Here is a 26699-nt window from a genome sequence, read left to right as displayed (position 1 = left end):
CACATAGTGGCGCGCCACCTCTAGCTTGAACTTCCCATCATGCCTTGCCATGTGGACCCCTCAGAGTTGGTGTCCAACATCTGGGGGTCAGTTCACGGTGGACGGGCTTTTTTCTGCCTGACGGTCTTGCGAAGGAAAAACGCAGGCAATAAAAAACCCGCCGTAAGGCGGGTTTTTCGGGATTTGGTCGGAGCGACTGGATTCGAACCAGCGACCTTCTCGTCCCGAACGAGACGCGCTACCAAGCTGCGCTACGCTCCGTTTGATGGCGCGCATTCTACCGAAAAACTTTTGATGCACAAGGGGTTAGCGAAAAATAATTGAAAAAAGCTTTCGCCCCCCCCCGGTAAAACGCGAACGCCCCGCAGACCGTCAGGGCCTGCGGGGCGTTTTCATCGCCGGAAGAATCACAGGTCCTTGACGGTACGCACCTGATCCTTGTTCACACGGGCGGTTTTGCCATCCAGCTGTTCGAACTCATAGAAGCCGGATTCTTCGTCGTACTTGGGTTTGTCGACCGACTGAATCTCGCGTCCATCGTTCAGGGTGATGACGGACGGGGTGGAGCAACCAGCGAGCACGCTAAAGCCCAGGGCGAGCAGGAAAGCGGGAAGCATCCGTTTGTTCATGGGTGAATCTCCTGATGAGCGAACAAAAAAGTACGAAAAGTCTGACCGGGGCCTTTGCACCATAGTTCCCGGAAAATTTTCGAACGCGTCGCTATCGACCGTGATAGAGCAGCTCGGGCGTGTTGAAGTTGGCCAGGCGCGGCTCGTCGGCCGGGCAATCCACCGCCTTCAGGCCAAGTTTCAGGAAGGCATGGCGCGGGCTGCGATCCCCCGCCTGCCAAGCTTGCTCCACTCCCTCGCGCATCGCCACCGGCACGATGCAGAACAACGGCTCCCACTGTTCGGCCCTGCGCAGCATGTGCACGACGTCAGGCTCTGCGACCGAAGCGCGCAGCAGGCGCTGCAGCAGTTCGCTGTCCAGCAGCGGCGCGTCGCAGGGCAGCACCAGCAGGTGCGAGTGGCGGGCGACGGCCAGGCCGGCGCGGATGCCGGTCAGCGGGCCGGGGAAGTCCGGGCTGTCGTCCTGCACCAGGCGGTCGGCATAGGCGGCGTAGCGCTCCTGGTTGCGGTTGCAGGAGATGATCAGGTCATCCCCCAGGGGCCGGGCCAGGTCGACGGCGTAGCTCGCCAGCGGACGGCCCTGCCATTCCAGCAGGCCCTTGTCCTGGCCGCCCATGCGCAGGCCGCGCCCACCGGCGAGAATCAGGACGGAACAGGGGGGCAGCGGGGCTTGTGGCATGTCAGGGTCTCCAGAGCGGGCCTGTGATATAACACCGCGCATTCCCACCTCACAAGCAAGGGCCCTCATCATGAGCCACAAGGCCGAGCAGCCATTCGTCCCGCTGAACATCGCCGTCCTCACCGTCAGCGACACCCGCACCGTGGAAACCGACACCTCCGGCCAGCTGTTCGTCGACCGCCTGAAGGCCGCCGGTCATAACCTGGCTGCCCGCGTCCTGCTCAAGGATGACCTCTACCGCATCCGCGCTCAGGTCGCGACCTGGATCGCCGAGGACGAAGTGCAGGTGGTGCTGGTGACCGGCGGCACCGGCTTCACCGGCCGCGACAGCACCCCGGAAGCCGTGGCCTGCCTGCTGGACAAGGTGGTGGACGGTTTCGGCGAGCTGTTCCGGCAGATTTCCGTGGCCGACATCGGCACCTCCACCGTGCAGTCCCGCGCCCTGGCCGGAATGTCCAACGGTACCCTGGTCTGCTGCCTGCCGGGCTCCACCAACGCCTGCCGCACTGCCTGGGACGGCATCCTCGCCGAGCAGCTGGACGCCAGCCACCGTCCGTGCAACTTCGTCCCGCACCTGAAGAAGGCGGCGCCCTGCGAGAGCCGCGGATGAGCTGCTGCGACAAGCCGGGCCTGCTGCCCGTCGAGGACGCCCTGGCGCGTCTGCTGACGCTGGCTGAGCAATCCCCGATCCTCGAAACCGATACCTTGTCGCTGGGCGAGGCGGATGGCCGCGTGCTGGCCGAGCCGCTGCTCGCCGGGCTGGACCTGCCGCCGTGGCCGAACAGCGCCATGGACGGCTACGCCTTGCGCCAGGTCGACTGGCAGGGCGAAGCGCTGCCGGTCAGCCAGAAGATCTTTGCTGGCCAGGCGGGTGAGCCGTTGCAGCCGGGCACCTGCGTGCGCATCTTCACCGGCGCGCCAGTGCCCGAGGGCGCCGATTGCGTCGAGATGCAGGAAAACGTCGAAGTGCTGGAAGACGGCCGTGTGCGCTTTCTCGAAGCCCTTGAAGTGGGCCAGCACATCCGTCCGCAAGGCCAGGAAACCCGCAAGGGCGACTGCGTGCTGCCGGCCGGCACGCGCCTGGGGCCGATCGAGATCGGTCTGGCCGCCTCGCTGGGGCATGCCGAGCTGAAGGTGCGTCGCCGTCCGCGCGTAGCGCTGTTGTCCACCGGCGATGAGCTGGTCGAGCCGGGCCAGCCGCTGGCGCTGGGGCAGATCTACAACAGCAACCGCCACCTGCTGCGCACCTGGCTGCAGCGCTTTGGCTGCGAAGTAGTCGATGCCGGCATCCTCCCGGATGATCTGGAGCGTACCCGTGCGGCGTTGGCCGGCCTGTCGGACGTGGACCTGATCCTTTCCACCGGCGGTGTGTCCGTCGGCGAGGCGGACTTCCTCGGCGCGGCCCTGCGCGAAGCGGGCGAACTGGCGCTGTGGAAGCTGGCGATCAAGCCGGGCAAGCCGCTCACCGTCGGACATTACCAGCAGGTACCGGTGATCGGCCTGCCGGGCAACCCTGCCTCCACCCTGGTGACCTTCGCGCTGCTGGCGCGACCCTACCTGATGCGTCGCCTGGGCATGCAGAAGGTCGAGCCGCTGCGCCTGCAGGTGCCGGCGGGCTTCAACTGGAGCAAGCCGGGCAACCGCCGCGAATACCTGCGCGCACGCCTGGAGAATGGCCGCGCGGTGCCCTATGCCAACCAGAGCTCCGGCGTGCTGCGCAGCGCGGCCTGGGCCGAGGGGCTGGCTGAGGTACGCGAGGGGACGACCCTGGTCGAGGGCGATTGGCTGACCTTCATTCCGTTCAGCGAGTTGCTCGACTGAGTCTGTTTTTCGTAGGAGCGAGCTTGCTCGCGAAGATTCCTTGCTCCGGTGTGAAGCGGTTCGCGAGCAAGCTCGCTCCTGCAGATTCAGCACCGCGCTCGCGCATTTGCAGGAGCGGATTCATCCGCGAACCGGCCGACAGGCCGGCCTGATGCCGATCGCGGACGCAGTCCGCTCCTACGCCGAGCCTGCCCGCTGGCGGCAAACCATGAAAAACGCCGGTCTCAGACCGGCGTTTTTTTATGCTGCTGGCGATACTCGCCCGGCGTCTGGTCGGTCCAGCCCTTGAAGCTGCGGTGGAACGAGCGCGATTCGGTGAAGCCCAGGTACTGGGCGATGTCCTGGATCGGCAGGTCGCTGTGCACCAGGTAGTGCTCGGCGAGCTCCTGGCGCAGTTCGTCGAGGATCTGCTGGTAGCTGGTGCCGGCCTGCTGCAGGTGGCGCTGCAGGGTGCGCACGGTCATCTCGAAGCGCTCGGCGACGCGCTCCTTGCGCGGCAGGCCATCCTTGAGCAGCAGGCGCAGGGCGTTCTTCACCCGCAGCGGCAGCGGCTCGTCGTCGTCCAGTTCGGCCATCAGCGCCAGGGCGTGTTCTTCCAGGGTGCGCAGCAGGTTGGCGTCGGCCTGGCGCAGCGGGTAGGCCAGCAGGTGCAGGGGTACCAGCAGGGCGCTGAAGGCTTGCTCGAAGCGCACCGGGCAGCCGAACAGCTGCTCGTACTCGGCGATGTCGGTGCCTTCGGGCTGCGCATGTTCGAACCAGACCTCCTGGGGCGAGCCATTGGTGTCGGCGATCCAGCGCGCATACAGCAGCCACGACGCCAGCACGTTCTCCACCATGTGCCGGCGGATCTGCGCGGCCTCGTGGCGGCAGTTCCAGATCAGCTTGATGTGGCCTTCACCCGGCTCCAGGCGGCTGACGCCCATGTCGCCGACCAGTTTTTCGTAAGGAATGATGCGGCCCATGGCTTCGCCGAGGTTGGCGCAGTTCATGGTGATGTAGCCCAGCACGCTCCAGGAGCCCGGCTGCACGAAGCGCGCCGAATGCAGGCCGAACAGCGGGTCGCCCGAGTGCGCGCAGAGGTGCTGCAGCAGGCGCTCGTGGGCCTCGCTGGGCAGGCGCTGGCTGTTGTCGCTCAGCTGCGAGCGCACAAGGCCCGCGGCCTTGAGGGCGTCGTCCAGGTCCATGCCGAGGGACTCGGCGTGGCGCAGGTATTTCAGCAGGGCGGGGACGGAGGTATAGCCGAGGGAATGCATGGCTCTCGTTCTTGTTCTGGGTGTCTCGATCGGCAACTGCGCCTGGCTTGATCCGACAGTGACAGGGCAGGGCGGCTGGCTAGTATAGGCAGCCATTAGACGGCATCGAAATAGCCAATGCGAGAGGAGCGGGGAATGCGGCGCTGGAACGGCTGGGGTGAAGAAACGACGGTGGTGGAGCTGCCCGACAACGGGCGCGGTTTTCTCGCCGAGCTGGTCGGCCCGGGCCTGACCCTGCCGGACGCCACGCTGGAGCAGGTGCTGGCCAAGGTGCCGGCCTCGCGCCTGCCCGAGCACCCGCTGGTGGTGCGCGAAGCCCGCGACCGCCTGCTGCACGCACGCGGCCAGAGCCTGCCGGACTGGCTGGCGATGCGCGAGGGCGAATTCGGCGTGTTCCCCGATGGCGTGGCCTACCCGCAGACCGCCGAGCAGATCCGTGAGCTGCTGAAGTTCGCCGAGCTCTGGGATTGCCTGGTGATCCCCTACGGCGGCGGCACCTCGGTGGCCGGCCATATCAACCCGCCCGCATCGGACAAGGCGGTGCTCACGGTTTCCCTGGAGCACATGAACCGCCTGCTGGAGCTGGACGAACAGAGCCTGATCGCCACCTTCGGCCCCGGCGCCAACGGCCCGCAGGTGGAAAGCCAGCTGCGCGCCCGTGGCTATACCCTTGGCCACTTCCCGCAGTCCTGGGAGCTTTCGACCCTCGGCGGTTGGGTCGCCAGCCGCTCCAGTGGCCAGCAATCGCTGCGCTATGGGCGCATCGAGCAGCTGTTCGCCGGCGGTATCCTGGAAACCTTCGCCGGCAGCCTGGATATCCCGACCTTCCCGGCATCCTCCGCCGGCCCCGATCTGCGCGAAGTGGTGATGGGTTCCGAAGGCCGCTTCGGCATTCTCTCGTCGGTGAAGGTGCGGGTGACGCGCATCGCTGAGGACGAGCGTTTCTACGCTGTGTTCCTGCCGTCCTGGGAACAGGCGCTGGAAGGCATCCGCACCCTGGTGCAGGCGCGCGTTCCGCTGTCCATGCTGCGCCTGTCGAATGCCGTGGAAACCACTACCCAACTGGCCCTGGCCGGCCATCCGGGGCAGATGGCCTGGCTGGAGCGCTACCTGAAGCTGCGCGGTGCGGCCGAGGGCAAGTGCATGCTGACCTTCGGCGTTACGGGTGATCGGGCACAGAACGCCACTTCGCTGCGCGCCGCGCGGCGTATTCTCAAGGCCTTTGGCGGCGTGTTCACCGGCACCCTGCTGGGCAGGAAATGGGCGCAGAACCGCTTCCGCTTCCCCTACCTGCGCGAGGCGCTGTGGGAGAACGGCTACGTGGTTGACACCCTGGAAACCGCCACCGACTGGTCCAACGTCGACAACCTGCTCAACCGCATCGAAGCCAGCCTGCGCGAAGGCCTGGCCGCCGAAGGCGAACGCGTGCACGTGTTCACCCACCTGTCCCACGTTTACGGCGAAGGCTCGAGCATCTACACCACCTACGTGTTCCGTCCGGCTGGCAGTTATGCCCAGACGCATGAGCGCTGGCAGAAGCTCAAGCATGCCGCCAGCCAGACCATCGCCAATAACCGCGGCACCATCAGCCACCAGCACGGCGTGGGCAAGGACCACGCGCCCTACCTGCCGGTGGAGAAGGGCCCGCTGGGCATGGCCGCGATCAAGGCGCTGGCCGGGCATTTCGACCCGTCCGGCCGGCTGAACCCCGGCACCCTGCTGCAGGACTGAGCCCATGCCTGCCTGGAACGCAGCCTGGCGCGCGCAGGCGCTGCCGGAGCTGGCGGCGCGCGACTGGGACCTGATCGTGGTCGGCGGTGGCATCACCGGCGCCGGCATCCTGCGCGAGGCGGCGCGGCGCGGCTGGCGCTGCCTGCTGATCGAGCAGCGCGACTTCGCCTGGGGCACCTCCAGCCGCTCCTCGAAGATGGTCCATGGCGGCCTGCGCTACATCGCCAAGGGTCAGTTCGGCCTGACCCGCGACTCGGTGCGCGAGCGCCAGCGCCTGCTGGGCGAGGCGCCGGGGCTGGTCGATCCGCTGAGCTTCATCATGCCGCACTACCAGGGTGGCTTCCCCGGCCCGCGGGTGTTCGGCACCTTGCTGTCGCTGTACGACGCGCTGGCGGGGCGACGCAACCACCTGTTCCATCGCCTGGAGGAACTGCGCTACCTGGCGCCGGGCTTGAAGGAAGATCGGCTGCTGGGTGGCACGCAGTTTCAGGATGCGGTTACAGACGACGCACGCCTGGTGATGCGCGTGCTCGGCGAAGCGCGCGGTGAAGGCGGCGAAGCGCTGAACGGTCTGAAGGTGATCGAGCTGGATCGCCGCGACGGTCGCGTACAGGGGCTGGTCGCCGAAGACAGCGAAACCGGCCAGCGCTTCACCTTCACGGCCCGCGCCGTGGCATTGGCCACCGGTGCCTGGGCCGACGCGCTCAGGAAGAAGCACGGCAGCGAACACATCCGCCCGTTGCGCGGCAGCCATCTGCTGTTGCCGGCCTGGCGGCTGCCGGTGGCCCACGCCTTCAGCTTCATGCACGGACAGGACAAGCGCCCGGTGTTCGTCTTCCCCTGGGAAGGCGCGACCGTGGTCGGTACCACCGATCTGGATCACCGCGACACGCTGGATGACGACGCGGCCATCAGCCGCGACGAAGTGGATTACCTGCTGGCGGCCTGCGCCCAGCAGTTCCCCTCCGCGCAGATCAGCGCGGCGGACGTGCGCTCCACCTGGGCCGGCGTACGCCCGGTGGTCAGCGATGGCGCGCCATCGCTCAAGCCGTCGGACGAGAAACGCGAGCACGCGCTGTGGGTCGAGCCCGGCTGCGTGACCCTGGCCGGCGGCAAGCTCACCACCTTCCGCCTGCTGGCGCTGGAAGTGCTGGCGGCCTGTGCGCCGATGCTGGAGCGCCCGCTGGAGGCGGCTGGCGAGCAGGTCTTCGAGCCGGTTGAAAGTGTCGATCTGCCCGGCCTCACGCCACCCCAGCAGACCCGTCTGCGTGGCCGCCACGGTCGCGCACTGCCGGAACTGGCACGGGTGCTGAAAGCCGTGGGCAGCGAATGCATCGGCCACACCGACTCGCTGTGGGCCGAACTGGCCTGGGCGGCCGAAGGCGAACTGGTGCTGCACCTGGATGACCTGCTGCTGCGCCGCACCCGCATCGGCCTGCTGCTGGCCGACGGCGGCGCCCATGAACTGCCGAGGATTCGCGCGCTGTGCCAGCCACGCCTGGGCTGGGACGACGCGCGCTGGAAACGCGAAGAACAGGACTACCTGGCGCTGTGGCGTCGCTGCTACAGCCTTCCAAACTGACCGAAGCCCCATTGACCAAGAGCCCCATGGATAACAACAACTACCTGCTGGCCATCGACAATGGCACCCAGAGCGTGCGCGCGCTGCTCTTCGATCTCCAGGGCAACCTGGTGGGCAAGGGCAAGGTCGAGCTGGAAGCCTATTTCTCTTCGCAGCCCGGCTGGGCCGAACAGCATCCGGATTATTACTGGGAGCAGCTGGGGGTGGCCTGCCAGCGCCTGTGGGCCAGTGTCGATATCGACCGCAGCCGCATCCGTGGCGTCTCGCTGACCACCCAGCGCGGCACGGTGATCCACGTCGACGAAGCGGGGCAGGCACTGCGCCCGGCGATCATCTGGCTGGACCAGCGCCGCGCCGAGCTGGAAGGTTCGATCAAGGGCCCCTGGGGCTGGCTGTTCAAGCTGGTGGGCGCCCAGGGCGCGGTGGACTACTTCCGCACCCAGGCCGAAGTGAACTGGGTCGCCCAGCAGCAGCCGGACCTTCACCAGCGTACCCACAAGGTGCTGCTGCTCTCCGGCTTCCTCACCCAGCGCCTGTGCGGCCGCTACGTGGATTCGGTGGCCTGCAGCGTCGCCTACCTGCCGTTCGACTACAAGAAACTGCAGTGGGCCGCGCCGCGCGACTGGAAATGGCAGGTGCTGGACGTGCGCCGCGAGCAGCTGCCGGAGCTGTTCAAACCGGGCGAGAAGCTGGGCGAGATCAGCGCCGAGGCCAGCCGCCTGACCGGGATTCCCAAGGGCCTGCCGCTGATCGCCGCCGGCGCCGACAAGGCCTGCGAAGTGCTCGGCGCCGGCGCCATCGACCCGAGCGTGGCCTGCCTGTCCTACGGCACCACAGCGACCATCAACACCACCCGCGCGCGCTACCTGGAAACCATCCCGCTGATCCCGCCGTACCCGGCGGCGATCCCCGATCACTTCAACACCGAGGTGATGATCTACCGCGGCTTCTGGATGGTCAGCTGGTTCAAGCGCGAATTCGGCCTGCGCGAGATGCAGCGCGCGCAGGAACTGGGCATCGAGCCGGAGAAGCTGTTCGACGAACTGGTCAACAGCGTGCCGGCCGGCTCCATGGGCCTGATGCTGCAACCCTACTGGACGCCCGGCATCCGTGAACCGGGGCTGGAGGCCAAGGGCTCGATCATCGGCTTCGGCGACGTGCACACCCGCGCGCACATCTATCGCGCCATCCTCGAAGGCCTGGCCTACGCGCTGCGCCAGGGCAAGGAGCGCATCGAGAAGCGCTCCGGCACCCGTATCCAGCGCCTGCGCGTGGCCGGCGGCGGCTCGCAGAGCGACGCGGCGATGCAGCTCACCGCCGATATCTTCGGCCTGCCGGCGGAGCGTCCGCACGTCTACGAGGCTTCCGGCCTGGGCGCGGCCATCGATTGCGCGGTGGGGTTGGGGCTGTATCCGGACTTTTCCAGCGCCATCGCCGCCATGACCCGCGTCGGCGAGGTGTTCCAGCCCGATCCCGAGGCGCAGCGCACCTACGAGCGTCTGTACGGCGAGGTCTACCAGCGCATGTACAAGCAGCTCAAGCCGCTGTACCAGAGTATTCGCGAGATCACCGGCTACCCGGCCTGACGGCAAAACAAGTGGGAGGAAATGGCTTCGCGCTAGTCTGAGTCCTTAGCCAATGGACTCACCGGGAGGAAACCCACCATGACGCAAGCCAAGGCCCTGCTGATCCTGCACGGCAAGCAAGCCGCCAACGAAGAGGTGCGTGCCGCCGTGCTGGCCGCGCGCGAGGCCGGCAGGACGCTGGATGTAAGGGTGACCTGGGAGGGCGGCGACGCCCGGCGGCTGGTGGAGGAGGGGCTGGCCGCGGGTTACACCACGCTGATCGCCGGGGGTGGCGATGGCACCGTGCGCGATGTCGCCGAAGCGCTGGCGCAAGCCGGCGGCAAGGCCAGCCTGGCGATCCTGCCGCTGGGCACCGCCAATGATTTCGCCCGCGCTGCCGGTGTACCCCTGGAGCCGGCCGGCGCGCTGGCGCTGCTCGACTCGCCGGCACGGCCCATCGATTTGGGCGAGGTGGACGGGCAGATGTTCCTCAACATGGCCACCGGCGGCTTCGGCTCGAAGGTCACCGCCAATACCCCCGAAGACCTGAAGAAGCTGCTGGGCGGCGCGGCCTATCTGCTCACCGGGCTGACGCGCTTTTCCGAGGTGCACGCCGCCCGGGGACGTTTCACCGGGCCGGATTTCGAGTGGGAGGGCGAGTTTCTCGCCCTGGGCATCGGCAACGGCCGGCAGGCCGGCGGCGGCCATGTGCTCTGCCCGCAGGCGACGGCGGACGACGGCTTGCTGGAGTTGAGCATCCTGCCAACCCCGCAGGACATGGTCGGCACGCTGGGGGCGCTGCTGGGGGGCGGTTTCGGCACCCAGGACGTGTTCGTCCGTGCGCGCCTGCCGTGGATTGAGGTGGAGGCCCGCGAAGGGCTGGACGTCAACCTCGACGGCGAGCCGCTGGAAGGCCGCAAGCTGCGCTTCGAGGTGCGCCCGGCAGCACTTTCCATGCACCTGCCGGCGGACTCGCCGCTGCTCTCGTCCGCTGGGCGGCTGGACGCGCCGAAGGGCTGAGCACACTGGCTCCAACGAAACGAGTCGTGCATGATGGCGCGAGGCCAGTATCTTGTTCCGGCAGATACGGCCGATAGCGTTCCCGCACGACTCATTCCGAATCTGGAGCAGGCATGGCCGGTATTCTCGACACTGTCGATCAACGCACCCAACTGGTAGGCGAGAACCGCCTGGAAATCCTGGTCTTCCGCCTGGCCGGGCGGCAGCAGTTCGCGATCAACGTGTTCAAGGTGCAGGAAGTGCTGCAACTGCCGCGCCTGACCCTGATCCCGCAGCGGCACCCGATGATCTGCGGGGTGATCAACCTGCGCGGCCAGACCCTGCCGGTGATCGACCTGTCGCGCGCCATCGGCATGCGCGCGCTGACCCCGGATGCCAACAGCACCATCATCGTCACCGAGTACAACCGCTCGGTGCAGGCCTTCCTGGTCGGTGGCGTGGAGCGCATCCTCAACCTCAACTGGGAATCGATCCAGCCGCCGCCCGGTGGCGCCGGCCGCCAGCATTACCTGACCGCGATCACCAAGGTGGACGACCGCCTGGTGGAGGTGATCGACGTGGAGAAGGTCCTGGCCGAGATCGTGCCGATGAACACCCGCGTCTCCAGCGACCGCCTGGATGACGGGCTGCTCAGCCAGACCCGTGGTCGCGAAGTGCTGGTGGTGGATGACTCCAGCGTCGCCATCGCGCAACTGCGCGACACCCTGGGCCAGCTCGGCCTGCGCCTGCACGTGGCCACCGATGGCCTGCGCGTGCTCAATCAGCTCAAGCGCTGGGCGGATGAAGGCCACGACATGGAGGAGAAGCTGCTGATGGTCTTCACCGATGCCGAGATGCCCGAGATGGATGGCTACCGGCTGACCACCGAGATCCGTAACGACCCGCGCCTGCGTGAGCTCTACGTGGTGCTGCACACCTCGCTGTCGGGCAGCTTCAACGACGCCATGGTGAAGAAGGTCGGCTGCGACGACTTCCTCTCCAAGTTCCAGCCGGATCAGTTGGTGGAAGTGGTGCGCCGGCGGTTGCAGAAAGTCCCTGCCTGATTGCTGCTGCGTCATTGATCGGCTCGTCGCCCTGCCGACGGATCGCATACAGAGTCTGCTCCTACAGGAAGAGCTTGGCGTCGCTCGTGTTGGCGTAACGGTCTTAATCTGTGCCTGCTCTTCCCCCCTCACCCCAGCCCTCTCCCTCAGGGAGAGGGGGCAGTCAGTGCCGGCTGACGCCCTGGTTTCATCCTGTGGCGAACGGCTCACAGCGTTAGGGTGAGGGCAATTGCGAGCGTAGAATCCACCTGGAACACGGCTTCGCTGTTGTAGGAGCGGAGCTTCTCCGCGAAATCCGCCTCGCCCCTCCACAAGCATCAGGCAAAAAGTTGTAGGGCCGAGACGGGCCCTTGGCTCTTTCCGTTCGTGCCATTGCTAGAAGTCGCTGCCACCCCGTATAAGGACCCTTTCGCCCGCCCGAAAGGAAGCCTTGCGATGTACAGCCTCAGCGAGCTCTACCGCTACCCGGTCAAATCCACCGCCTATGAATCCCTGGAGTCGGTCCATCTCGACGCCCTGGGTCTGGAAGGAGATCGACGCTGGATGGTGGTGGAGGCCGCCAATGGTCGTTTCCTGACCCAGCGCCTGCTGCCGCAGATGGGCCGCATCGAGGCGCGCTGGCAGGACGGTTTCGAGCGGCTGCGGCTGCGCGCTACGGGCATGGACGACCTGCTCGTGGCGGTGCCGGGCAGCGACGACAACCTGCGCGGCGTGATGATCTGGCGCGACCTGCTGCAGGTGCCCGATGCCGGTGATGCCGCGGCCCAGTGGCTGAGCGCTTTCCTCGGTCGCGAAGTGCGCCTGGTGCAGATTCCCGAGGAGCGCGCGAGACAGGTCGATACCGCCTACGCCGAGCCCGGCGAGCAGGTGCACTTCGCCGACGGCTTCCCGCTGCTGCTGATCGGCCAGGGTTCGCTGGACGACCTGTCGGCCAAGGTCGGCCGTCCGCTGGAGATGCTGCGCTTCCGCCCGAACCTCGTCGTGACCGGCGCCGAACCGTTCGCCGAGGACGGCTGGAAGCGCATCCGCATCGGCGAGGTCACCTTCAGGGTGGCCAAGCCCTGCTCGCGCTGCATCCTCACCACCATCGATCCGCACACCGGTGAGCGCGATGCCGCCCGTGAGCCGCTGGCGACCCTGCTGGGCTACCGCAACGTCAATGGCGAAGCGCTGTTCGGCCAGAACCTGGTGGCGGAGAACCGTGGCGAGCTTAGGCTGGGTATGCCGGTGGAAGTGCTGGAATAACGAGCCGGCGCATAACGCGGAGCGTTATGCGCCCTACAGCAGACTCTCACGTAGGGCGTACAACCGTTCGCGGTTGTACGCCGTTTCTGTCTTACAGCTTGCTGTCGACGCAACCGGTGCTCTGGCACTCACGCTCACGTTCGCGCAGTACGCCCAGGCGCTCGTTGGTCTTGTCCACCGCGCACTGCAGGTTGACGAAGTAGCCGCCGTCGCGCTCGTAGCTGCACTGCGCATCGCGGTCCTTGATCCAGGCGATCTGGCTCTTCTTCAGCGCGGCCTTCTGGCCATCGTTGAGCATCTTGCGCAGGGTGCCGAATTCGTTGTTCAGCTCGCGGTCGACCTGGGCGTATTCGGTGCTCAGGCAGTACACGCTGTCGAAGGCGTTGCGCGGCTTTTCGCAGGCGGCCAGGGCCAGATCGGCGCCGAGCAGGCCGGCGGCCAGGGCGGTGACGGTCAGCAGGGTCTTGCGCATGGGAACTTCCTTTTCCTTGAGGGGATGTAGACCGCCCGGCGGCTGCCGGGCGGTGGAGAGGGTCAGAGTTCGTCGAAGAAGCGTTCGTGCCAGTCGACGATGGGCTGCGGGGCGTTGAGCTTCTGCCCGTAGATCACCGCGTAGGACAGCACGTTCTGCACGTAGGAACGGGTCTCGTCGAACGGGATGGTTTCCACCCAGACGTCGAACGCCAGATGGCGCGCATCCTTCAGCCACTGTCGCACGCGGCCGGGGCCGGCGTTGTAGGCGGCGGTGGCGAGCACGCGGTTGCCGTTGAACTGGCCGTGCACCTGGCTCAGGTAGGCGGCGCCGAGCTGGATGTTCAGGTCCGGCACGATCAGCTGCTGAGGCGAGGCCAGTGGGATGCCGAACTTCTTCGAGGTTTCCTTGGCGGTGGCCGGCATCAGCTGCATCAGGCCGGTGGCGCCGACGCCGGAGCGCGCATCGGACATGAAGGCGCTTTCCTGGCGGGTAATGGCGAACACCCAGCTGGAATGCAGGCCGCGGTTGCGCGCTTCACGCACCAGGGTGTTGCGGTAGGCCATGGGGAAGCGGATGTCGAGGTCGTCCCAGTACTTGGCCTGGCTGATCGCACGGATCGCCGGGAAGTACCACTGCATGTCATAGGCGATCTTCGCCTGGGCCAGCAGCTCGTCGTGGCTCAGGTGGCGGGCGGCGTGGTACCACTCGCGGCGGGCGTTGATGATCTCGCCACGGGCGTAGAACTCCAGGGCGCGGCGGGTACTCGGCGCGTTGCGTACGCGCTGCATGGTCGCAGCATCCGGCGACACCGGGCGGTTGTTCAGCGAGTAGGGCGCGTTGATCCGGTCGGCGGCGAGGAAACCGTAGAAATCACGTTCGTCGGCCACCGGCTTGTACAGGCTGAGAGCCTGCTTGTTCTGCGGCTGCGCCAGTTGCAGCGAGCGCGCCTGCCAGTATTTCCAGCGGTTGGTCTCGGCCAGCGACGGCGGCAGTGCGCGGGTCAGCTCGTAGGCTTCTTCCCAGCGCCCCAGGCGCAGCAGCAGGCGCAGGCGCCATTCGGTGACGGTGTCGTCGCGCAGCTGCGGATCGTACTTGACCATCATCGGCAGGGCGCGCGGGTCGTAGCGGCGCGCCAGGCTCAGGCCGATCTCACGGGCGATGGAGACTTTCTCGTCGCTGGAGAAGGGCAGCACCGAGCTGTAGTAGTCGAGCAGGTTGATGGCCTTCTCCGGGTCCTGCTTGGCCAGCCGGCGCAGGCCCAGGCCGACGACGTCGGCGGTGGCATGGTCGCGGGCGCTGAAGCGGGTGGTCTGGCTCAGCTGCGCAGGGTTCTGCGCGACATTGACCATCAGTGCGCCCTGGCTGCCGAGGGTCGGCAGGCGCTTGGAGAGCACCGTGGCGAGGCTGTAGTTGCCTTTCTCGGCGGCCAGCTTCAGGCGCTTCCAGACCTTCTCCTCGGTGAGCTGGCCGTCGGCCTGCCACATGGCGAAGGTGGTGTCGCAGGCGTCCGGCTGCGGCTTGCCGACCAGCCAGAGCTTCTCGGCGGTCTCGTAGCCCTCGGCCTTCTTGCCGTGGCCCAGCTGGTACTGGCCGTAGAGGCAGTCCAGCTCGGTGAAGTTCATCTTCGGGTCGTAATAACGGACGAAGGTGCTCCAGTCGCCGCGATCAGCCAGCTGGCGCATCCAGCGCAATTTGAGCCAGTTGATCTGCGGCAGGTCGCCGTGCTGCTCGATGAAGCGCTCGATCTCGGGGTTGCTGGCGCTTTTCAGGCGGCTGGTCAGCTCGTCGTAGGCCAGGTACGGCTGTAGCGGATAATCAGCCAGTGCCGACTGATAGGCGAAGTAGGGACCGCTGTCGCCGCGCGCAAGGGCCTTCTGCGCCTCGTCGTACATCTGGCGCTGCTGGGGCAGGGACGCTGCGTTGGCTGTCGAGGCGGACAGGCTGAGGATCAGGCAGGAGAACAGTGAGAAAAGACGACCGCGCATGGCTCTTCCGGGAAGATGATCGGTGGGCGCAGGAATGGCGCGCGCCCGCTGCCACCTAGCTTAGCCTGTTGCGCGCGGGCGGCGAAAGCGCCGCCCGGAATGCGTGGCGCAAAGGCGGACGCATGTCTCGCCGCGCGAGATTGTGTGCGACCCTCTGACTTTTGCGCGCTTTCCCTTAAACTGCGCGCCCTGTTTTACGGAAGATGCCCTCATGACCCTGCTCAAATTGACCGACGTGTCCCTCGCCTTTGGCACCACTCCGCTGCTGGATAAGGTGTCCTGGCAGATCGCTCGCGGTGAGCGGGTCTGCATCATCGGCCGCAACGGCACCGGCAAGTCGAGCATGCTCAAGCTGGTCAAGGGCGAGCAGAAGCCCGATGACGGCGATATCTGGCGTGCCCCGGCGCTGAAGATCGGCGAATTGCCTCAGGAGCTGCCGCGCGCCGACGACCGTACCGTCTACGACGTGGTCGCCGAAGGCTTGGCCGAGGTCGGCGAGCTGCTGGCGCGCTACCACCACCTGAGCATGCACATCGAAAGCGAAGAGGACCTGAACAAGCTCGCGCACGTCCAGCAGGACCTCGAAGCCCGTGACGGCTGGCGCCTGGGGCAACTGGTGGACACCACCCTGAGCCGCCTGCAGCTGCCGGCCGACAAGACCCTCGCCGAGCTCTCCGGTGGCTGGCGCCGCCGCGTGCTGCTGGCCCAGGCTCTGGTCGCCGAGCCGGACCTGCTGCTGCTGGACGAGCCGACCAACCACCTGGACATCGGCGCCATCGCCTGGCTGGAAAACGCCCTGGCGGACTTTCCCGGCGCCGTGCTGTTCATCACCCACGACCGCTCCTTCCTGCAGGCCGTGGCCACCCGCATCCTCGAACTGGACCGCGGCCACCTGATCGACTGGAACGGCGACTACGCCAGCTTCCTGGTGCATAAAGAGCAGGAACTGGCGGCGGAAGAGGCAGCCAACGCGCTCTTCGACAAGCGTCTGGCCCAGGAAGAAGTGTGGATTCGCCAGGGCATCAAGGCCCGCCGCACCCGTAACGAAGGCCGCGTGCGCGCGCTCAAGGCGATGCGCAACGAGCGCGCCGAGCGCCGTGAGCGCCAGGGCAAGGCCAGTTTCCAGATGGAGACGGCGGAGAAGTCCGGCAAGCAGGTGATAGTCGTCGACAAGGCCGGCTTTGCCCATCCGGGTGGCCCGGCGCTGATCCGCGATTTCTCCCTGGTGCTGCAGCGCGGCGACCGTATCGGCCTGCTGGGCGCCAACGGCACCGGCAAGACCACCCTGCTCAAGCTGCTGCTGGGCGACCTGCAGCCGACTTCCGGCAGCGTCAAGGAAGGCACCCGCCTGGAAGTGGCCTATTTTGACCAGCTGCGTCACCAGCTGGAGCCGGAAAAGACCGTCATCGACAACATTTCCGAAGGTCGCGAATTCATCACGATCAACGGGCAGAATCGCCACGTGCTCAGCTACCTGGGCGACTTCCTGTTCTCCCCACAACGCGCCCGCACCCCGGTGAAGGCGCTCTCCGGCGGTGAGCGGGCACGCCTGTTGCTGGCAAAACTGTTCAGCAAGCCGGCCAACCTGCTGGTGCTCGACGAACCGACCAACGACCTGGACGTGGAAACCCTGGAGCTGCTCGAAGAAGTGCTGCTGACCTTCGACGGCACCGTGCTGATGGTCAGCCACGACCGGGCCTTCCTCGACAACGTGGTGACCAGCACCCTGGTGTTCGAAGGCGAAGGGCGTGTGCGCGAATTCGTCGGCGGCTACCAGGACTGGCTGCGCCAGGGCGGCTCGCCGAAGCTGCTGGGCGTGGGTGAGGAGAAGGGCGACAAGCCGGCCGCCGCACCTGTCGCCGAAGCACCGGTAGCCGCTCCGGCGGCTGCGGTGGAAGCGGCAGCACCGAAGAAGAAGCTGAGCTACAAGCTGCAGCGCGAACTGGAAGCCATCCCCGGGCAGATCGAGGCCCTGGAGGCGGAAATGGCTGCGTTGCAGGCAGAAACCGCGGCGCCGACTTTCTACCAGCGTCCGCCGAGCGAGGCGCAGGCGGTGCTGGATCGCCTGGGTTCGCTGCAGGGGGAGCTGGACCAACTGATCGAGCGCTGGGCCGAACTGGAGGAGTGAGCCGTTCGGTCCGGTGATGTGCCTGCTGTGTGCGTATCGCTGATCAAAGACTGTTAGGGATGGCCGAATGGCAATCGAGTACCGCATCACCCTGGATGATGAGCACGAGTTCAGCTACCGCATCGAACTGGAACGTCACTACGACCCGCACACCGCTGACCAGGCGCCGCGCTGGACGCGCCTGGACTACAACCAGTGCAGCAACTGCCCGCTGGATCGCTCGAAGCACAAGCACTGCCCGGCGGCGGTGGACCTGCATCGGGTGATCGAGGACTTCCGCGGCCTGCCGGCCTTCAAGAAGGTGGCGGTGCAGGTGCGCACGCCGGAGCGCGAGTACATCAAGCATGCCGGCCTGGAAGAGGGGCTGCGTGCGCTGCTCGGCGTGATCATGGCCACCAGCGCCTGCCCGCTGCTGGGCAGGCTCAAGCCGATGGCGCAACAGCACCTGCCGTTCGCCAGCAACCAGGAATTCATCCTGCGCGCGGTGTCGCTGTACCTGATGCGCCAGTACTTCAACTTCCGTGAAGGGCGGCATGCGGACTGGGAGCTGAAGGGGTTGGTGAAGCAGTTCCAGCAATTGCAGCTGGTGAACCAGGCATTCTGGCAGCGGATTCACGAGACCTGCGATGGCGACTCGAACCTGAAGGCTTTCCTCAGCTTCTTCTCCATGGCGTCGAGCATGAGCTATTCGCTGGAGGCGCAGTTGCAGAAGGTGCGGCCGCTGCTGATGAGCGGGGACATGCTCGGGGTCTGAAACGCAGCGGGCCCGTTCGGGCCCGCTGATTTATCTTTGCCGGCTCAACTGGTCTTCTGCAGGCGTACGGCAAGCACGTCGCAGGGCGCGCCGTGCAGCACGTCGTTGGCGGTGGAGCCCAGCAGCAGGGCAAGACCGTGGCGACCGTGGCTGCCGACCACGATCAGGTCGCAGCTCTGCTCATCGGCCAGGCGGTGGATTTCCTGGCGCGGCTGGCCGTAGACCAGGTGGCACTGGGAGCTGGTGATCTCGGCGTAGGTGAGGGTGAACTGGTGCAGGCGTTCCTTGGCCTGGTCGAACTGCTGCTGTTGCAGCATCGACAGGTCCATCGGCACGTCGCCGCCGAAGGCCATGGCCATGGGCTCGACCACATGCACCGCCGAGAGCCGGGCATCATTGGCCTTGGCCAGCGCGACCGCCCGTTTCATCACCGGGTCGCATTCTTCGGTAAGGTCGACGGCGACCAGAATGTGTTGGTAGGGCATGAGCGTCTCCTCCGGGGGACTCGTTATCAATCAGTATGGCCCCAATGGCCGTGCTTGACCTGTTTGACCTGTTTGACCGGTATAACCGATATGACCACGTGGATGGTAATTCTTCTCATCGCATTGGTGCTCAGCCCGCTGACCTGGCTGATCCCCTCGCGCGGCCAGCGCGGGCAGATGGACCTGCGCCTGCAGGCGCGGCGCCTGGGTCTGGCCATGCAGATGGCGCAGCAGGAATGGCCGCACTGGCTGGAACGGCAGCCGCCGCGCCAGTGCGCGCAATACCACCGTGCGCGGGGGAAGAACCGTGATGCCTGGTGCTACTGGCAGAGCGAGCCGGGCGTCTGGCTGGACCGCTGGCGCGAAGCGAGCGCCCCGGCCGAGCTGGCCCAGGCGCTGGCCAGCCTGCCGAGGGACGTCTACATGGTCGAGGCGACACCCCAGTTCCTCGCGCTGTACTGGGGCGAGCGGGGCGACAGCAGCGACCTGGAGCGGGTCGCCAGCTTCCTCAAGCAGCATGCGTGAAGCGTTCAGCTCTGCTGCGCGGCGTAGAGATCGGAGACTTTCTCCAGGTCTTCGATGATGCGGTCGGAGTACTTGTTGATCAGGAAGGGCACGCTGTTCTGGTTGTAGTTCTGCAGTGACTTCTCGATGTAGCGCCACTTGATCGCCACGCCGCGCAGTTCCTGGCCGATCTCCGGGGTGGTCTGCGGCGCCTGCTGGAGTTTCACCAGATTGATCGCGAAGCGGTTGGCCAGGTCGTCCAGCGGACGCTCCTCGCCGCCGCCGAAGAAGCTGGCACCCACCGACGCGTTGCGCGAGGCGTAGTCCACTGCGATGTCCTGCATCAGCAGGCTCTGGTCGCGGGTCTGCTGGGTCAGCGGCGGGACCTTGCTGCCGCTTTCATCCTGGATTTTCGTATAGAGCTGCTCGGCGGTGTCCAGCAGCTTGCGGTTCTGTGCGGCGAGGTCGGCCACCGGTTGCAGGTCGGTATAGCCGCTCTTGTCCAGCGCACCGGTCAGGGTATGCAACTGCGCCGAATAGGCTTTCCACTCATCCTGCAGATCGTTCCTGAGCTGCTTCGATTCGCTGCCGGGCATTTCCCCGAGCTTGGCCAGGGCGTCGGTGGCACTCTGCGACGAGGCTTCGACCATCTTGGCGTACTTCTGGTCGCCTTCCATTGCGTTGAACATGAAGAAGTCGCCCAGGCTGCGCTGCGCGGCGAGGCGGGTCTGGTGGACGTTGAGCAGGTCGCTGGCGGTGTCGGCGGCAGCGATGAGGGGCAGGGCGGTGAGCGCGAGCGCAGACAGCAGACGCACGAGCGGACGGCTGGACATCGTTCCAACTCCTTGGAGCCATGGGCTTCTTGTTGTTTTGTTTTGCACAGGTTCCAGGCGCCTGCCCGTGTTGGCAGCAGGCAGATCGCCATTGCGCCCGACTCTAGCGCGGGCCATGGGGTTTGAACAGTGGCTGTCGGCACGCCGGTGCCAGGTGGCAATTGTCACGATAGGCGTGGTGAATAGGGCATCAGGGCTGCGCTGAATGCTCCGGGCCAGACGCCCCGGCCGCTTTGCGACTGTTACGTCTCGCCGATTGACAAGCATTGGCTTTTGCTAGAAGGTGGGCGCACCCAAATCAAACGGGCGTATGAATCGAGCGTTTGCCACGTGCGATGACTCGGTCAGAACGCCCCGGCTATCGCGTCGGCGGGTGTGCCGCAAGCTTTGGGACTATCCTCGGCGCTGCCGAACGGTCCCGATACACGGTGTCCGACGTGTGATTTCAAGCTTCCCTAGCGTGGAGATCAGTTGATGATTTACCAAGGTAAAGCCATCACGGTTAAGGCTCTTGAGAGCGGCATCGTCGAACTGAATTTCGACCTCAAGGGCGAGTCCGTCAACAAGTTCAACCGACTCACCCTGAATGAACTGCGCCAAGCAGTCGATACCATCAAGGCCGATGCGTCCGTCAAGGGCGTGATCGTGACCAGCGGCAAGGGCGTGTTCATCGTCGGCGCCGACATCACCGAGTTCGTCGACAACTTCAAGCTGCCTGACGAAGAGCTGCTGGCCGGCAACCTCGAAGCCAACAAGATCTTCAGCGACTTCGAAGACCTCAACGTTCCGACCGTAGCCGCGATCAACGGCATCGCCCTGGGCGGCGGTCTGGAAATGTGCCTGGCGGCCGACTTCCGGGTCATGAGCGCCACCGCTAAGGTCGGCCTGCCGGAAGTGAAGCTGGGCATCTACCCGGGCTTCGGCGGCACCGTCCGCCTGCCGCGCATCATCGGCTGCGACAACGCTGTCGAATGGATCGCCTCGGGCAAGGAAAACCGTGCTGAAGACGCGCTGAAAGTCGGCGCCGTCGATGCCGTCGTGGCTCCGGAGCAGCTGCAAGCCGCCGCCCTGGACCTGGTCAAGCGCGCCATCGCCGGTGAGCTGGACCACAAGGCCCGCCGTCAGCCGAAGCTGGAAAAGCTCAAGCTGAACGCCATCGAGCAGATGATGGCCTTCGAGACCGCCAAGGGCTTCGTTGCTGGCCAGGCCGGCCCGAACTACCCGGCTCCGGTCGAAGCCATCAAGTCGATCCAGAAAGCCGCCAACTTCGGTCGTGACAAGGCGCTGGAAATCGAAGCCCAGGGCTTCGTGAAACTGGCCAAGACCTCCGTTGCGCAGAGCCTGATCGGCCTGTTCCTGAACGATCAGGACCTGAAGAAGAAGGCCAAGCAATACGACGAAATCGCCAAGGACGTGAAACTGGCCGCCGTACTGGGCGCCGGCATCATGGGTGGCGGTATCGCCTACCAGTCCGCTTCAAAGGGCACTCCGATCCTGATGAAGGATATCCGTGAAGACGGTATCCAGATGGGTCTGAACGAAGCCTCGAAGCTGCTGGGCAAGCGCGTCGAAAAAGGCCGCATGACCCCGGCCAAGATGGCCGAGGCGCTGAACGCCATTCGCCCGACCATGTCCTACGGTGATTTCGGCAACGTCGACATCGTCGTCGAAGCCGTGGTCGAGAACCCGAAGGTCAAGCAGATCGTCCTGGCCGAAGTGGAAGGCGTGGTGAAGGAAGATGCGATCCTCGCGTCCAACACCTCGACCATCTCCATCAGCCTGCTGGCCAAGGCGCTCAAGCGTCCGGAAAACTTCGTCGGCATGCACTTCTTCAACCCGGTGCACATGATGCCGCTGGTTGAGGTGATCCGTGGCGAGAAGTCCGGCGAAATCGCCGTGGCAACCACCGTGGCCTACGCCAAGAAGATGGGCAAGAACCCCATCGTGGTGAATGACTGCCCCGGCTTCCTGGTCAACCGCGTGCTGTTCCCGTACTTCGGCGGCTTCTCCAAGCTGCTGGGCTTCGGCGTGGACTTCGTGCGCATCGACAAGGTCATGGAGAAGTTCGGCTGGCCCATGGGCCCGGCCTACCTGTCCGACGTGGTCGGCATCGACACCGGCCACCACGGCCGCGACGTGATGGCTGAAGGCTTCCCGGACCGCATGGCCGTGGAAGGCAAGACCGCCGTCGACGTGATGTACGACGCCAACCGCCTGGGCCAGAAGAACGGCAAGGGCTTCTACGCCTACGAGACCGACAAGCGCGGCAAGCCGAAGAAGGTCACCGATCCGCAGGCTTATGAGCTGCTGAAGTCCATCGTCACCGAGCAGCGCGAGCTGACCGACGAGGACATCATCAACTACATGATGATCCCGCTGTGCCTGGAAACTGTGCGCTGCCTGGAAGACGGCATCGTCGAAACCGCTGCCGAGGCCGACATGGGCCTGATCTACGGCATCGGCTTCCCTCCCTTCCGTGGCGGTGCGCTGCGTTACATCGACTCCATCGGTGTGGCCGAATTCGTCGCACTGGCCGACCAGTACGCCGACCTGGGTGCGCTGTACCACCCGACCGCGAAGCTGCGTGAAATGGCCAAGAACGGCCAGAAGTTCTTCGGTTGAGTGCGCAACGAATAGAGCGAGAGTGAATTTATGAGCCTGAATCCGAGAGACGCCGTCATTGTCGACTTCGGCCGCACCCCGATGGGCCGTTCGAAGGGTGGCATGCACCGCAACACCCGCGCGGAGAACATGTCCGCGCACCTGATCAGCAGCGTGCTGGCACGCAACCCGAAGATCGACCCGGCGGAAGTCGAGGACGTGATCTGGGGCTGCGTGAACCAGACCCTGGAGCAGGGCTGGAACATCGCACGCATGGCGTCGCTGATGACCCAGATCCCGCACACCAGCGCCGGCCAGACCGTCAGCCGCCTGTGCGGCTCGTCCATGAGCGCCCTGCACACTGCCGTGCAGGCGATCCAGACCGGCAACGGTGACGTCTTCGTCATCGGCGGCGTGGAGCACATGGGCCACGTCGGCATGATGCACGGCGTCGATCCGAACCCGCACATGTCCCTGTACGCCGCCAAGGCGTCGGGCATGATGGGCCTGACCGCTGAGATGCTGGGCAAGATGCACGGCATCACCCGCGAGGCGCAGGACAAGTTCGGCGTGCGTTCGCACCAGCTGGCCTGGAAAGCGACTCAGGAAGGCAAGTTCAAAGACGAAATCATCCCGATGGAAGGTTACGACGAGAACGGCTTCCTGAAGGTCTTCGACTTCGACGAGACCATCCGTCCGGAAACCACCCTGGAAAGCCTGGCCGCCCTGAAACCGGCGTTCAACCCCAAAGGGGGCACCGTGACTGCGGGTACTTCCTCGCAGATCACCGACGGCGCTTCCTGCATGATCGTCATGAGTGCCCAGCGCGCCCAGGACCTGGGCGTGCAGCCGATGGCCGTGGTTCGCGCCATGGCCGTGGCGGGCGTTGATCCGGCGATCATGGGCTACGGCCCGGTTCCGTCGACCAACAAGGCGCTCAAGCGCGCCGGCCTGACCATCAACGACATCGACTTCTTCGAGCTCAACGAAGCCTTCGCCGCACAGGCCCTGCCGGTGCTGAAGGACCTCAAGATCCTCGACAAGATGGAAGAGAAGGTCAACCTGCACGGCGGCGCCATCGCCCTGGGTCACCCGTTCGGCTGCTCCGGTGCGCGTATCTCCGGCACCCTGCTCAACGTGATGAAGCAGAACAGTGGCACCCTGGGCGTGTCCACCATGTGCGTGGGCCTCGGTCAGGGCATCACCACCGTCTTCGAACGCGTCTAAGCTTTCGTCGACGAGAGAGCCGGGGCCTTGTGCCCCGGTTTTCGTTTTTGTCGGGCGGGGTTGCCCGGCGGCCGCGCAATGAGCACAATCGCCGCCTTTTGGCCGGCCGAGGGAGAACCGACATGCACTTGCAGCCCGGACTGTATCGACATTACAAGGGACAGCAGTACCGCGTGCTCGGCGTCGCCCGGCATTCGGAGACCGAGGAAGAGCTGGTGATCTACCAGGCCCTGTATGGCGAATTCGGCCTCTGGGTGCGCCCGCTGAGCATTTTCACCGAAGCGGTGGAAGTGAACGGCGAGAAGGTTCCGCGCTTCGCCCTGGTGAGCGCCGAAGACGATCCGCTGGGGCTTCTGACCAGCCCGTCCGGCGAAACCCAAGCTTGACCTTGGCGCGACCGCCACTATATATAGCGGTGCCGCTCCTAGCTCCTCCCTCCTTATAAATTCATCTTTTCGACGCAGGAATATTCCGATCCATGGGTAAATCGCTGGTCATCGTGGAATCACCGGCCAAGGCCAAGACCATCAACAAGTACCTGGGCAACCAGTACGTGGTGAAGTCGAGCATCGGCCACATCCGCGACCTGCCCACCAGCGGCTCGTCCGCGTCGAAGGAGCCTGCGGCAAAAACGCGCAAGACCGCAGCCGAGGCGCCGGCCCTGTCGCCGAAGGAAAAAGCCAAACGGCAGCTCGTCACCCGCATGGGGGTCGATCCGGAACACGGCTGGAAAGCCAAGTACGAGATCCTGCCCGGCAAGGAAAAGGTGATCGAGGAACTGCGCCGCCTGGCCAAGGATGCCGACACCATCTATCTCGCAACCGACTTGGACCGCGAAGGGGAGGCCATTGCCTGGCACCTGCGCGAGGCCATCGGCGGCGACGACTCGCGCTACAAGCGCGTGGTCTTCAACGAAATCACCAAGAAGGCCATCCAGGAGGCCTTCTCCCAGCCCGGCGAGCTGGATATCAACCGCGTCAACGCCCAGCAGGCGCGTCGCTTCCTCGATCGCGTGGTGGGCTACATGGTCTCGCCGCTGCTGTGGGCGAAGATCGCCCGCGGTCTGTCTGCCGGTCGCGTGCAGTCCGTCGCCGTGAAACTGGTGGTCGAGCGTGAGCGCGAGATTCGCGCGTTCGTCCCGGAAGAATACTGGGAAGTGCACGCCGACCTCGGTACGCCGAAGAACGACAAGGTCCGCTTCGAAGTGGTGCGCGAGAAGGGCGAAGCCTTCAAGCCGCTGAACGAGGCCCAGGCCACCGCGGCCCTGGAGAAGCTCAAGTCCTCCAGCTACAGCATCGCCAAGCGCGAGGACAAGCCGACTTCCAGCAAGCCGTCGGCGCCGTTCATCACCTCCACCCTGCAGCAGGCCGCGAGCAACCGCCTGGGCTTCGGGGTGAAGAAGACCATGATGATGGCCCAGCGTCTCTACGAAGCCGGCTACATCACCTATATGCGTACCGACTCGACCAACCTGTCGGCCGACGCCATCGACATGGTGCGCGGTTTCATCGACAGCGAGTTCGGCAAGAAATACCTGCCGGCCAAGCCGAACTTCTACTCCAGCAAGGAAGGCGCCCAGGAAGCGCACGAAGCGATTCGTCCTTCCGACGTCAACCTGCGTCCGACCCAGCTGTCGGGCATGGAGCGCGACGCCGAGCGCCTGTACGAGCTGATCTGGCGCCAGTTCGTGGCCTGCCAGATGCCGCCGGCCGAGTACCTGTCCACCACCGTCAGCGCCGCTGCCGGTGACTTCGAGCTGCGCGCCAAGGGCCGCATCTTGAAGTTCGACGGCTACACCAAGGTGCTGCCGCAGCAGAGCAAGCCGGGCGAGGACGACGTCCTGCCGGAAATGAACCAGGGCGATGCGATGAAGCTGCTCAAGCTCGACCCGAGCCAACACTTCACCAAGCCGCCGGCGCGCTTCTCCGAAGCGAGCCTGGTCAAGGAACTGGAAAAGCGTGGCATTGGCCGTCCGTCCACCTACGCGGCGATCATCTCCACCATCCAGGAGCGCGGCTACGTCACCACCCACAACCGCCGCTTCTACGCGGAAAAGATGGGCGATATCGTCACCGACCGCCTCAACGAGAGCTTCTCCAATCTCATGGACTACGGCTTCACCGCCGGCATGGAAGAGAACCTCGATGACGTGGCCCAGGGCGAGCGCGACTGGAAGAACGTGCTGGACGAGTTCTACGGCGACTTCCGCAAGAAGCTCGACCTGGCCGAAGCCTCCAACGATGGCATGCGCGCCAACCAGCCGACCCTGACCGACATCCCCTGCCGCGAGTGCGGCCGGCCGATGATGATCCGGACTGCTTCCACCGGCGTGTTCCTCGGCTGCTCGGGCTACAGCCTGCCGCCGAAAGAGCGCTGCAAGGCGACCGTGAACCTGATTCCGGGCGACGAGATCGCCGCGGATGACGAGGGTGAGTCGGAATCCCGCGTACTGCGTGGCAAGCACCGCTGCCCGATCTGCAGCACCGCGATGGACGCCTACCTGGTCGACGAGAAGCGCAAGCTGCACATCTGTGGCAACAACCCGGACTGCGCCGGCTACGAGATCGAAGAAGGCCAGTACCGCATCAAGGGCTACGAAGGCCCGAGCCTGGAATGCGACAAGTGCGGCAGCGAGATGCAGCTCAAGACCGGCCGCTTCGGCAAGTTCTTCGGCTGTACCAACCCGACCTGCAAGAACACCCGCAAGCTGCTGAAGAACGGTGAGCCGGCGCCGCCGAAGATGGATGCCATCCGCATGCCGGAGCTCAAGTGCGAGAAGGTGGATGATGTCTACGTTCTGCGTGACGGTGCTTCCGGCCTGTTCCTGGCCGCCAGTCAGTTCCCGAAGAACCGCGAGACCCGTGCTCCGCTGGTGCTCGAACTGCTGCCGCACAAGGAAGAGCTGGATCCCAAGTACCACTTCCTGCTGTCCGCTCCGGCGAAAGACCCGGACGGCCGCCCGGTGGTGATCCGCTTCAGCCGCAAGACCAAGGAGCAGTACGTGCAGTCCGAAGTCGACGGCAAGCCCACCGGCTGGCGTGCGTTCTTCGACGGCGGCAAGTGGAAGGTCGAAGACAAGCGCTGATGGAAGGCGCGCCCCGCTGAGGCGGGGCGTGCTTATACTGCCGAAGTCGACTGC

Annotated in this window: 22 protein-coding genes and 1 tRNA gene; 15 read left to right on the top strand and 8 right to left on the bottom strand. The window is 65.5% G+C overall.

The window, feature by feature from the left end:
- Window positions 1-184: 184 nt before the first annotated feature.
- The 3 genes from HNP46_RS06620 to mobA all read right to left on the bottom strand — a co-directional run bounded on the left by HNP46_RS06620 (window position 185) and on the right by mobA (window position 1308).
- A tRNA-Pro gene (locus HNP46_RS06620) sits at window positions 185-261 on the bottom strand.
- A 146-nt stretch (window positions 262-407) separates the two neighbouring features.
- Entirely contained in the window at window positions 408-629 is a 222-nt protein-coding gene (locus HNP46_RS06615) for a YgdI/YgdR family lipoprotein (RefSeq protein ID WP_081519426.1), read from the bottom strand.
- A gap of 91 nt (window positions 630-720) precedes the next feature.
- Window positions 721-1308 carry a molybdenum cofactor guanylyltransferase MobA gene (mobA, locus tag HNP46_RS06610; RefSeq protein ID WP_184586991.1) on the bottom strand — a complete coding sequence of 196 codons (588 nt, stop codon included), beginning with the start codon at window positions 1306-1308 and terminating at the stop codon, window positions 721-723.
- A gap of 70 nt (window positions 1309-1378) precedes the next feature.
- Here mobA and moaB point away from each other — a divergent pair, with 70 nt between their 5' ends.
- Together moaB and glp are read left to right on the top strand one after the other, a co-directional pair.
- Window positions 1379-1918 (top strand): molybdenum cofactor biosynthesis protein B, encoded by a 540-nt coding sequence (moaB, locus tag HNP46_RS06605; RefSeq protein ID WP_184586989.1) that lies wholly within the window; start codon window positions 1379-1381, stop codon window positions 1916-1918.
- Window positions 1915-3129 (top strand): gephyrin-like molybdotransferase Glp, encoded by a 1215-nt coding sequence (gene glp, locus HNP46_RS06600; RefSeq protein ID WP_184586987.1) that lies wholly within the window; start codon window positions 1915-1917, stop codon window positions 3127-3129. The genes moaB and glp overlap by 4 nt, the downstream gene beginning before the upstream one ends.
- Before the next feature lie 224 nt (window positions 3130-3353).
- Here glp and HNP46_RS06595 read toward each other — a convergent pair whose 3' ends face one another.
- Window positions 3354-4382 (bottom strand): AraC family transcriptional regulator, encoded by a 1029-nt coding sequence (locus HNP46_RS06595; protein WP_184586986.1) that lies wholly within the window; start codon window positions 4380-4382, stop codon window positions 3354-3356.
- A gap of 135 nt (window positions 4383-4517) precedes the next feature.
- Here HNP46_RS06595 and HNP46_RS06590 point away from each other — a divergent pair, with 135 nt between their 5' ends.
- The 6 genes from HNP46_RS06590 to HNP46_RS06565 all read left to right on the top strand — a co-directional run bounded on the left by HNP46_RS06590 (window position 4518) and on the right by HNP46_RS06565 (window position 12568).
- The gene (locus tag HNP46_RS06590; RefSeq protein ID WP_184586984.1) at window positions 4518-6113 is read left to right on the top strand and encodes an FAD-binding oxidoreductase; all 1596 of its coding nucleotides are present in this window, start codon (window positions 4518-4520) and stop codon (window positions 6111-6113) included.
- A gap of 4 nt (window positions 6114-6117) precedes the next feature.
- Window positions 6118-7695 carry a glycerol-3-phosphate dehydrogenase/oxidase gene (locus HNP46_RS06585; RefSeq protein ID WP_184586982.1) on the top strand — a complete coding sequence of 526 codons (1578 nt, stop codon included), beginning with the start codon at window positions 6118-6120 and terminating at the stop codon, window positions 7693-7695.
- 26 nt (window positions 7696-7721) lie between these two features.
- Window positions 7722-9281 carry an FGGY-family carbohydrate kinase gene (locus HNP46_RS06580; protein WP_184586980.1) on the top strand — a complete coding sequence of 520 codons (1560 nt, stop codon included), beginning with the start codon at window positions 7722-7724 and terminating at the stop codon, window positions 9279-9281.
- Between the two features lie 78 nt (window positions 9282-9359).
- On the top strand, window positions 9360-10280 hold the full coding sequence (gene yegS / locus HNP46_RS06575) for a lipid kinase YegS (protein ID WP_184586979.1): 921 nt from the start codon (window positions 9360-9362) through the stop codon (window positions 10278-10280).
- A 113-nt stretch (window positions 10281-10393) separates the two neighbouring features.
- Complete coding sequence (locus tag HNP46_RS06570) at window positions 10394-11323, top strand: chemotaxis protein CheV (RefSeq protein ID WP_184586977.1); 930 nt, start codon at window positions 10394-10396, stop codon at window positions 11321-11323.
- Window positions 11324-11758: 435 nt separating this feature from the next.
- Window positions 11759-12568: an MOSC domain-containing protein gene (locus HNP46_RS06565; RefSeq protein WP_184586975.1), complete on the top strand. Its 810-nt coding sequence runs from the start codon at window positions 11759-11761 to the stop codon at window positions 12566-12568.
- 91 nt (window positions 12569-12659) lie between these two features.
- On the opposite strand, the gene HNP46_RS06560 is transcribed toward HNP46_RS06565, so the two are convergent.
- Together HNP46_RS06560 and HNP46_RS06555 are read right to left on the bottom strand one after the other, a co-directional pair.
- Complete coding sequence (locus HNP46_RS06560) at window positions 12660-13040, bottom strand: lysozyme inhibitor LprI family protein (RefSeq protein WP_184586972.1); 381 nt, start codon at window positions 13038-13040, stop codon at window positions 12660-12662.
- A gap of 62 nt (window positions 13041-13102) precedes the next feature.
- The gene (locus HNP46_RS06555; RefSeq protein WP_184586970.1) at window positions 13103-15028 is read right to left on the bottom strand and encodes a transglycosylase SLT domain-containing protein; all 1926 of its coding nucleotides are present in this window, start codon (window positions 15026-15028) and stop codon (window positions 13103-13105) included.
- A gap of 211 nt (window positions 15029-15239) precedes the next feature.
- On the opposite strand from HNP46_RS06555, the gene HNP46_RS06550 reads away from it, so the two are divergent.
- Entirely contained in the window at window positions 15240-17156 is a 1917-nt protein-coding gene (locus HNP46_RS06550; RefSeq protein ID WP_184586968.1) for an ATP-binding cassette domain-containing protein, read from the top strand.
- Between the two features lie 67 nt (window positions 17157-17223).
- On the top strand, window positions 17224-17910 hold the full coding sequence (locus HNP46_RS06545) for a DUF6901 family protein (RefSeq protein WP_184586966.1): 687 nt from the start codon (window positions 17224-17226) through the stop codon (window positions 17908-17910).
- Window positions 17911-17954: 44 nt separating this feature from the next.
- On the opposite strand, the gene HNP46_RS06540 is transcribed toward HNP46_RS06545, so the two are convergent.
- Complete coding sequence (locus HNP46_RS06540) at window positions 17955-18395, bottom strand: universal stress protein (RefSeq protein ID WP_184586964.1); 441 nt, start codon at window positions 18393-18395, stop codon at window positions 17955-17957.
- A gap of 90 nt (window positions 18396-18485) precedes the next feature.
- On the opposite strand from HNP46_RS06540, the gene HNP46_RS06535 reads away from it, so the two are divergent.
- The gene (locus HNP46_RS06535; protein WP_184586962.1) at window positions 18486-18920 is read left to right on the top strand and encodes a hypothetical protein; all 435 of its coding nucleotides are present in this window, start codon (window positions 18486-18488) and stop codon (window positions 18918-18920) included.
- Between the two features lie 5 nt (window positions 18921-18925).
- On the opposite strand, the gene HNP46_RS06530 is transcribed toward HNP46_RS06535, so the two are convergent.
- Window positions 18926-19732 (bottom strand): hypothetical protein, encoded by an 807-nt coding sequence (locus tag HNP46_RS06530; protein WP_184586960.1) that lies wholly within the window; start codon window positions 19730-19732, stop codon window positions 18926-18928.
- Window positions 19733-20206: 474 nt separating this feature from the next.
- On the opposite strand from HNP46_RS06530, the gene fadB reads away from it, so the two are divergent.
- The 4 genes from fadB to topA all read left to right on the top strand — a co-directional run bounded on the left by fadB (window position 20207) and on the right by topA (window position 26645).
- Window positions 20207-22354, top strand: coding sequence for a fatty acid oxidation complex subunit alpha FadB (fadB, locus tag HNP46_RS06525; RefSeq protein ID WP_184586958.1), 2148 nt, complete (start codon window positions 20207-20209; stop codon window positions 22352-22354).
- A gap of 30 nt (window positions 22355-22384) precedes the next feature.
- Entirely contained in the window at window positions 22385-23560 is a 1176-nt protein-coding gene (fadA, locus tag HNP46_RS06520) for an acetyl-CoA C-acyltransferase FadA (RefSeq protein ID WP_184586956.1), read from the top strand.
- A 122-nt stretch (window positions 23561-23682) separates the two neighbouring features.
- A complete protein-coding gene (locus HNP46_RS06515) occupies window positions 23683-23946 on the top strand; it encodes a DUF1653 domain-containing protein (protein WP_184586954.1) in 264 nt (87 codons plus the stop codon).
- A 92-nt stretch (window positions 23947-24038) separates the two neighbouring features.
- Entirely contained in the window at window positions 24039-26645 is a 2607-nt protein-coding gene (gene topA / locus HNP46_RS06510; protein WP_184586952.1) for a type I DNA topoisomerase, read from the top strand.
- Window positions 26646-26699: the final 54 nt, after the last annotated feature.

The sequence above is a fragment of the Pseudomonas nitroreducens genome, assembly GCF_014204515.1.
GTDB classification, from domain to species: Bacteria; Pseudomonadota; Gammaproteobacteria; order Pseudomonadales; family Pseudomonadaceae; genus Pseudomonas; species Pseudomonas nitritireducens_A.
This window is presented reverse-complemented; position numbering and strand designations above follow the sequence as displayed.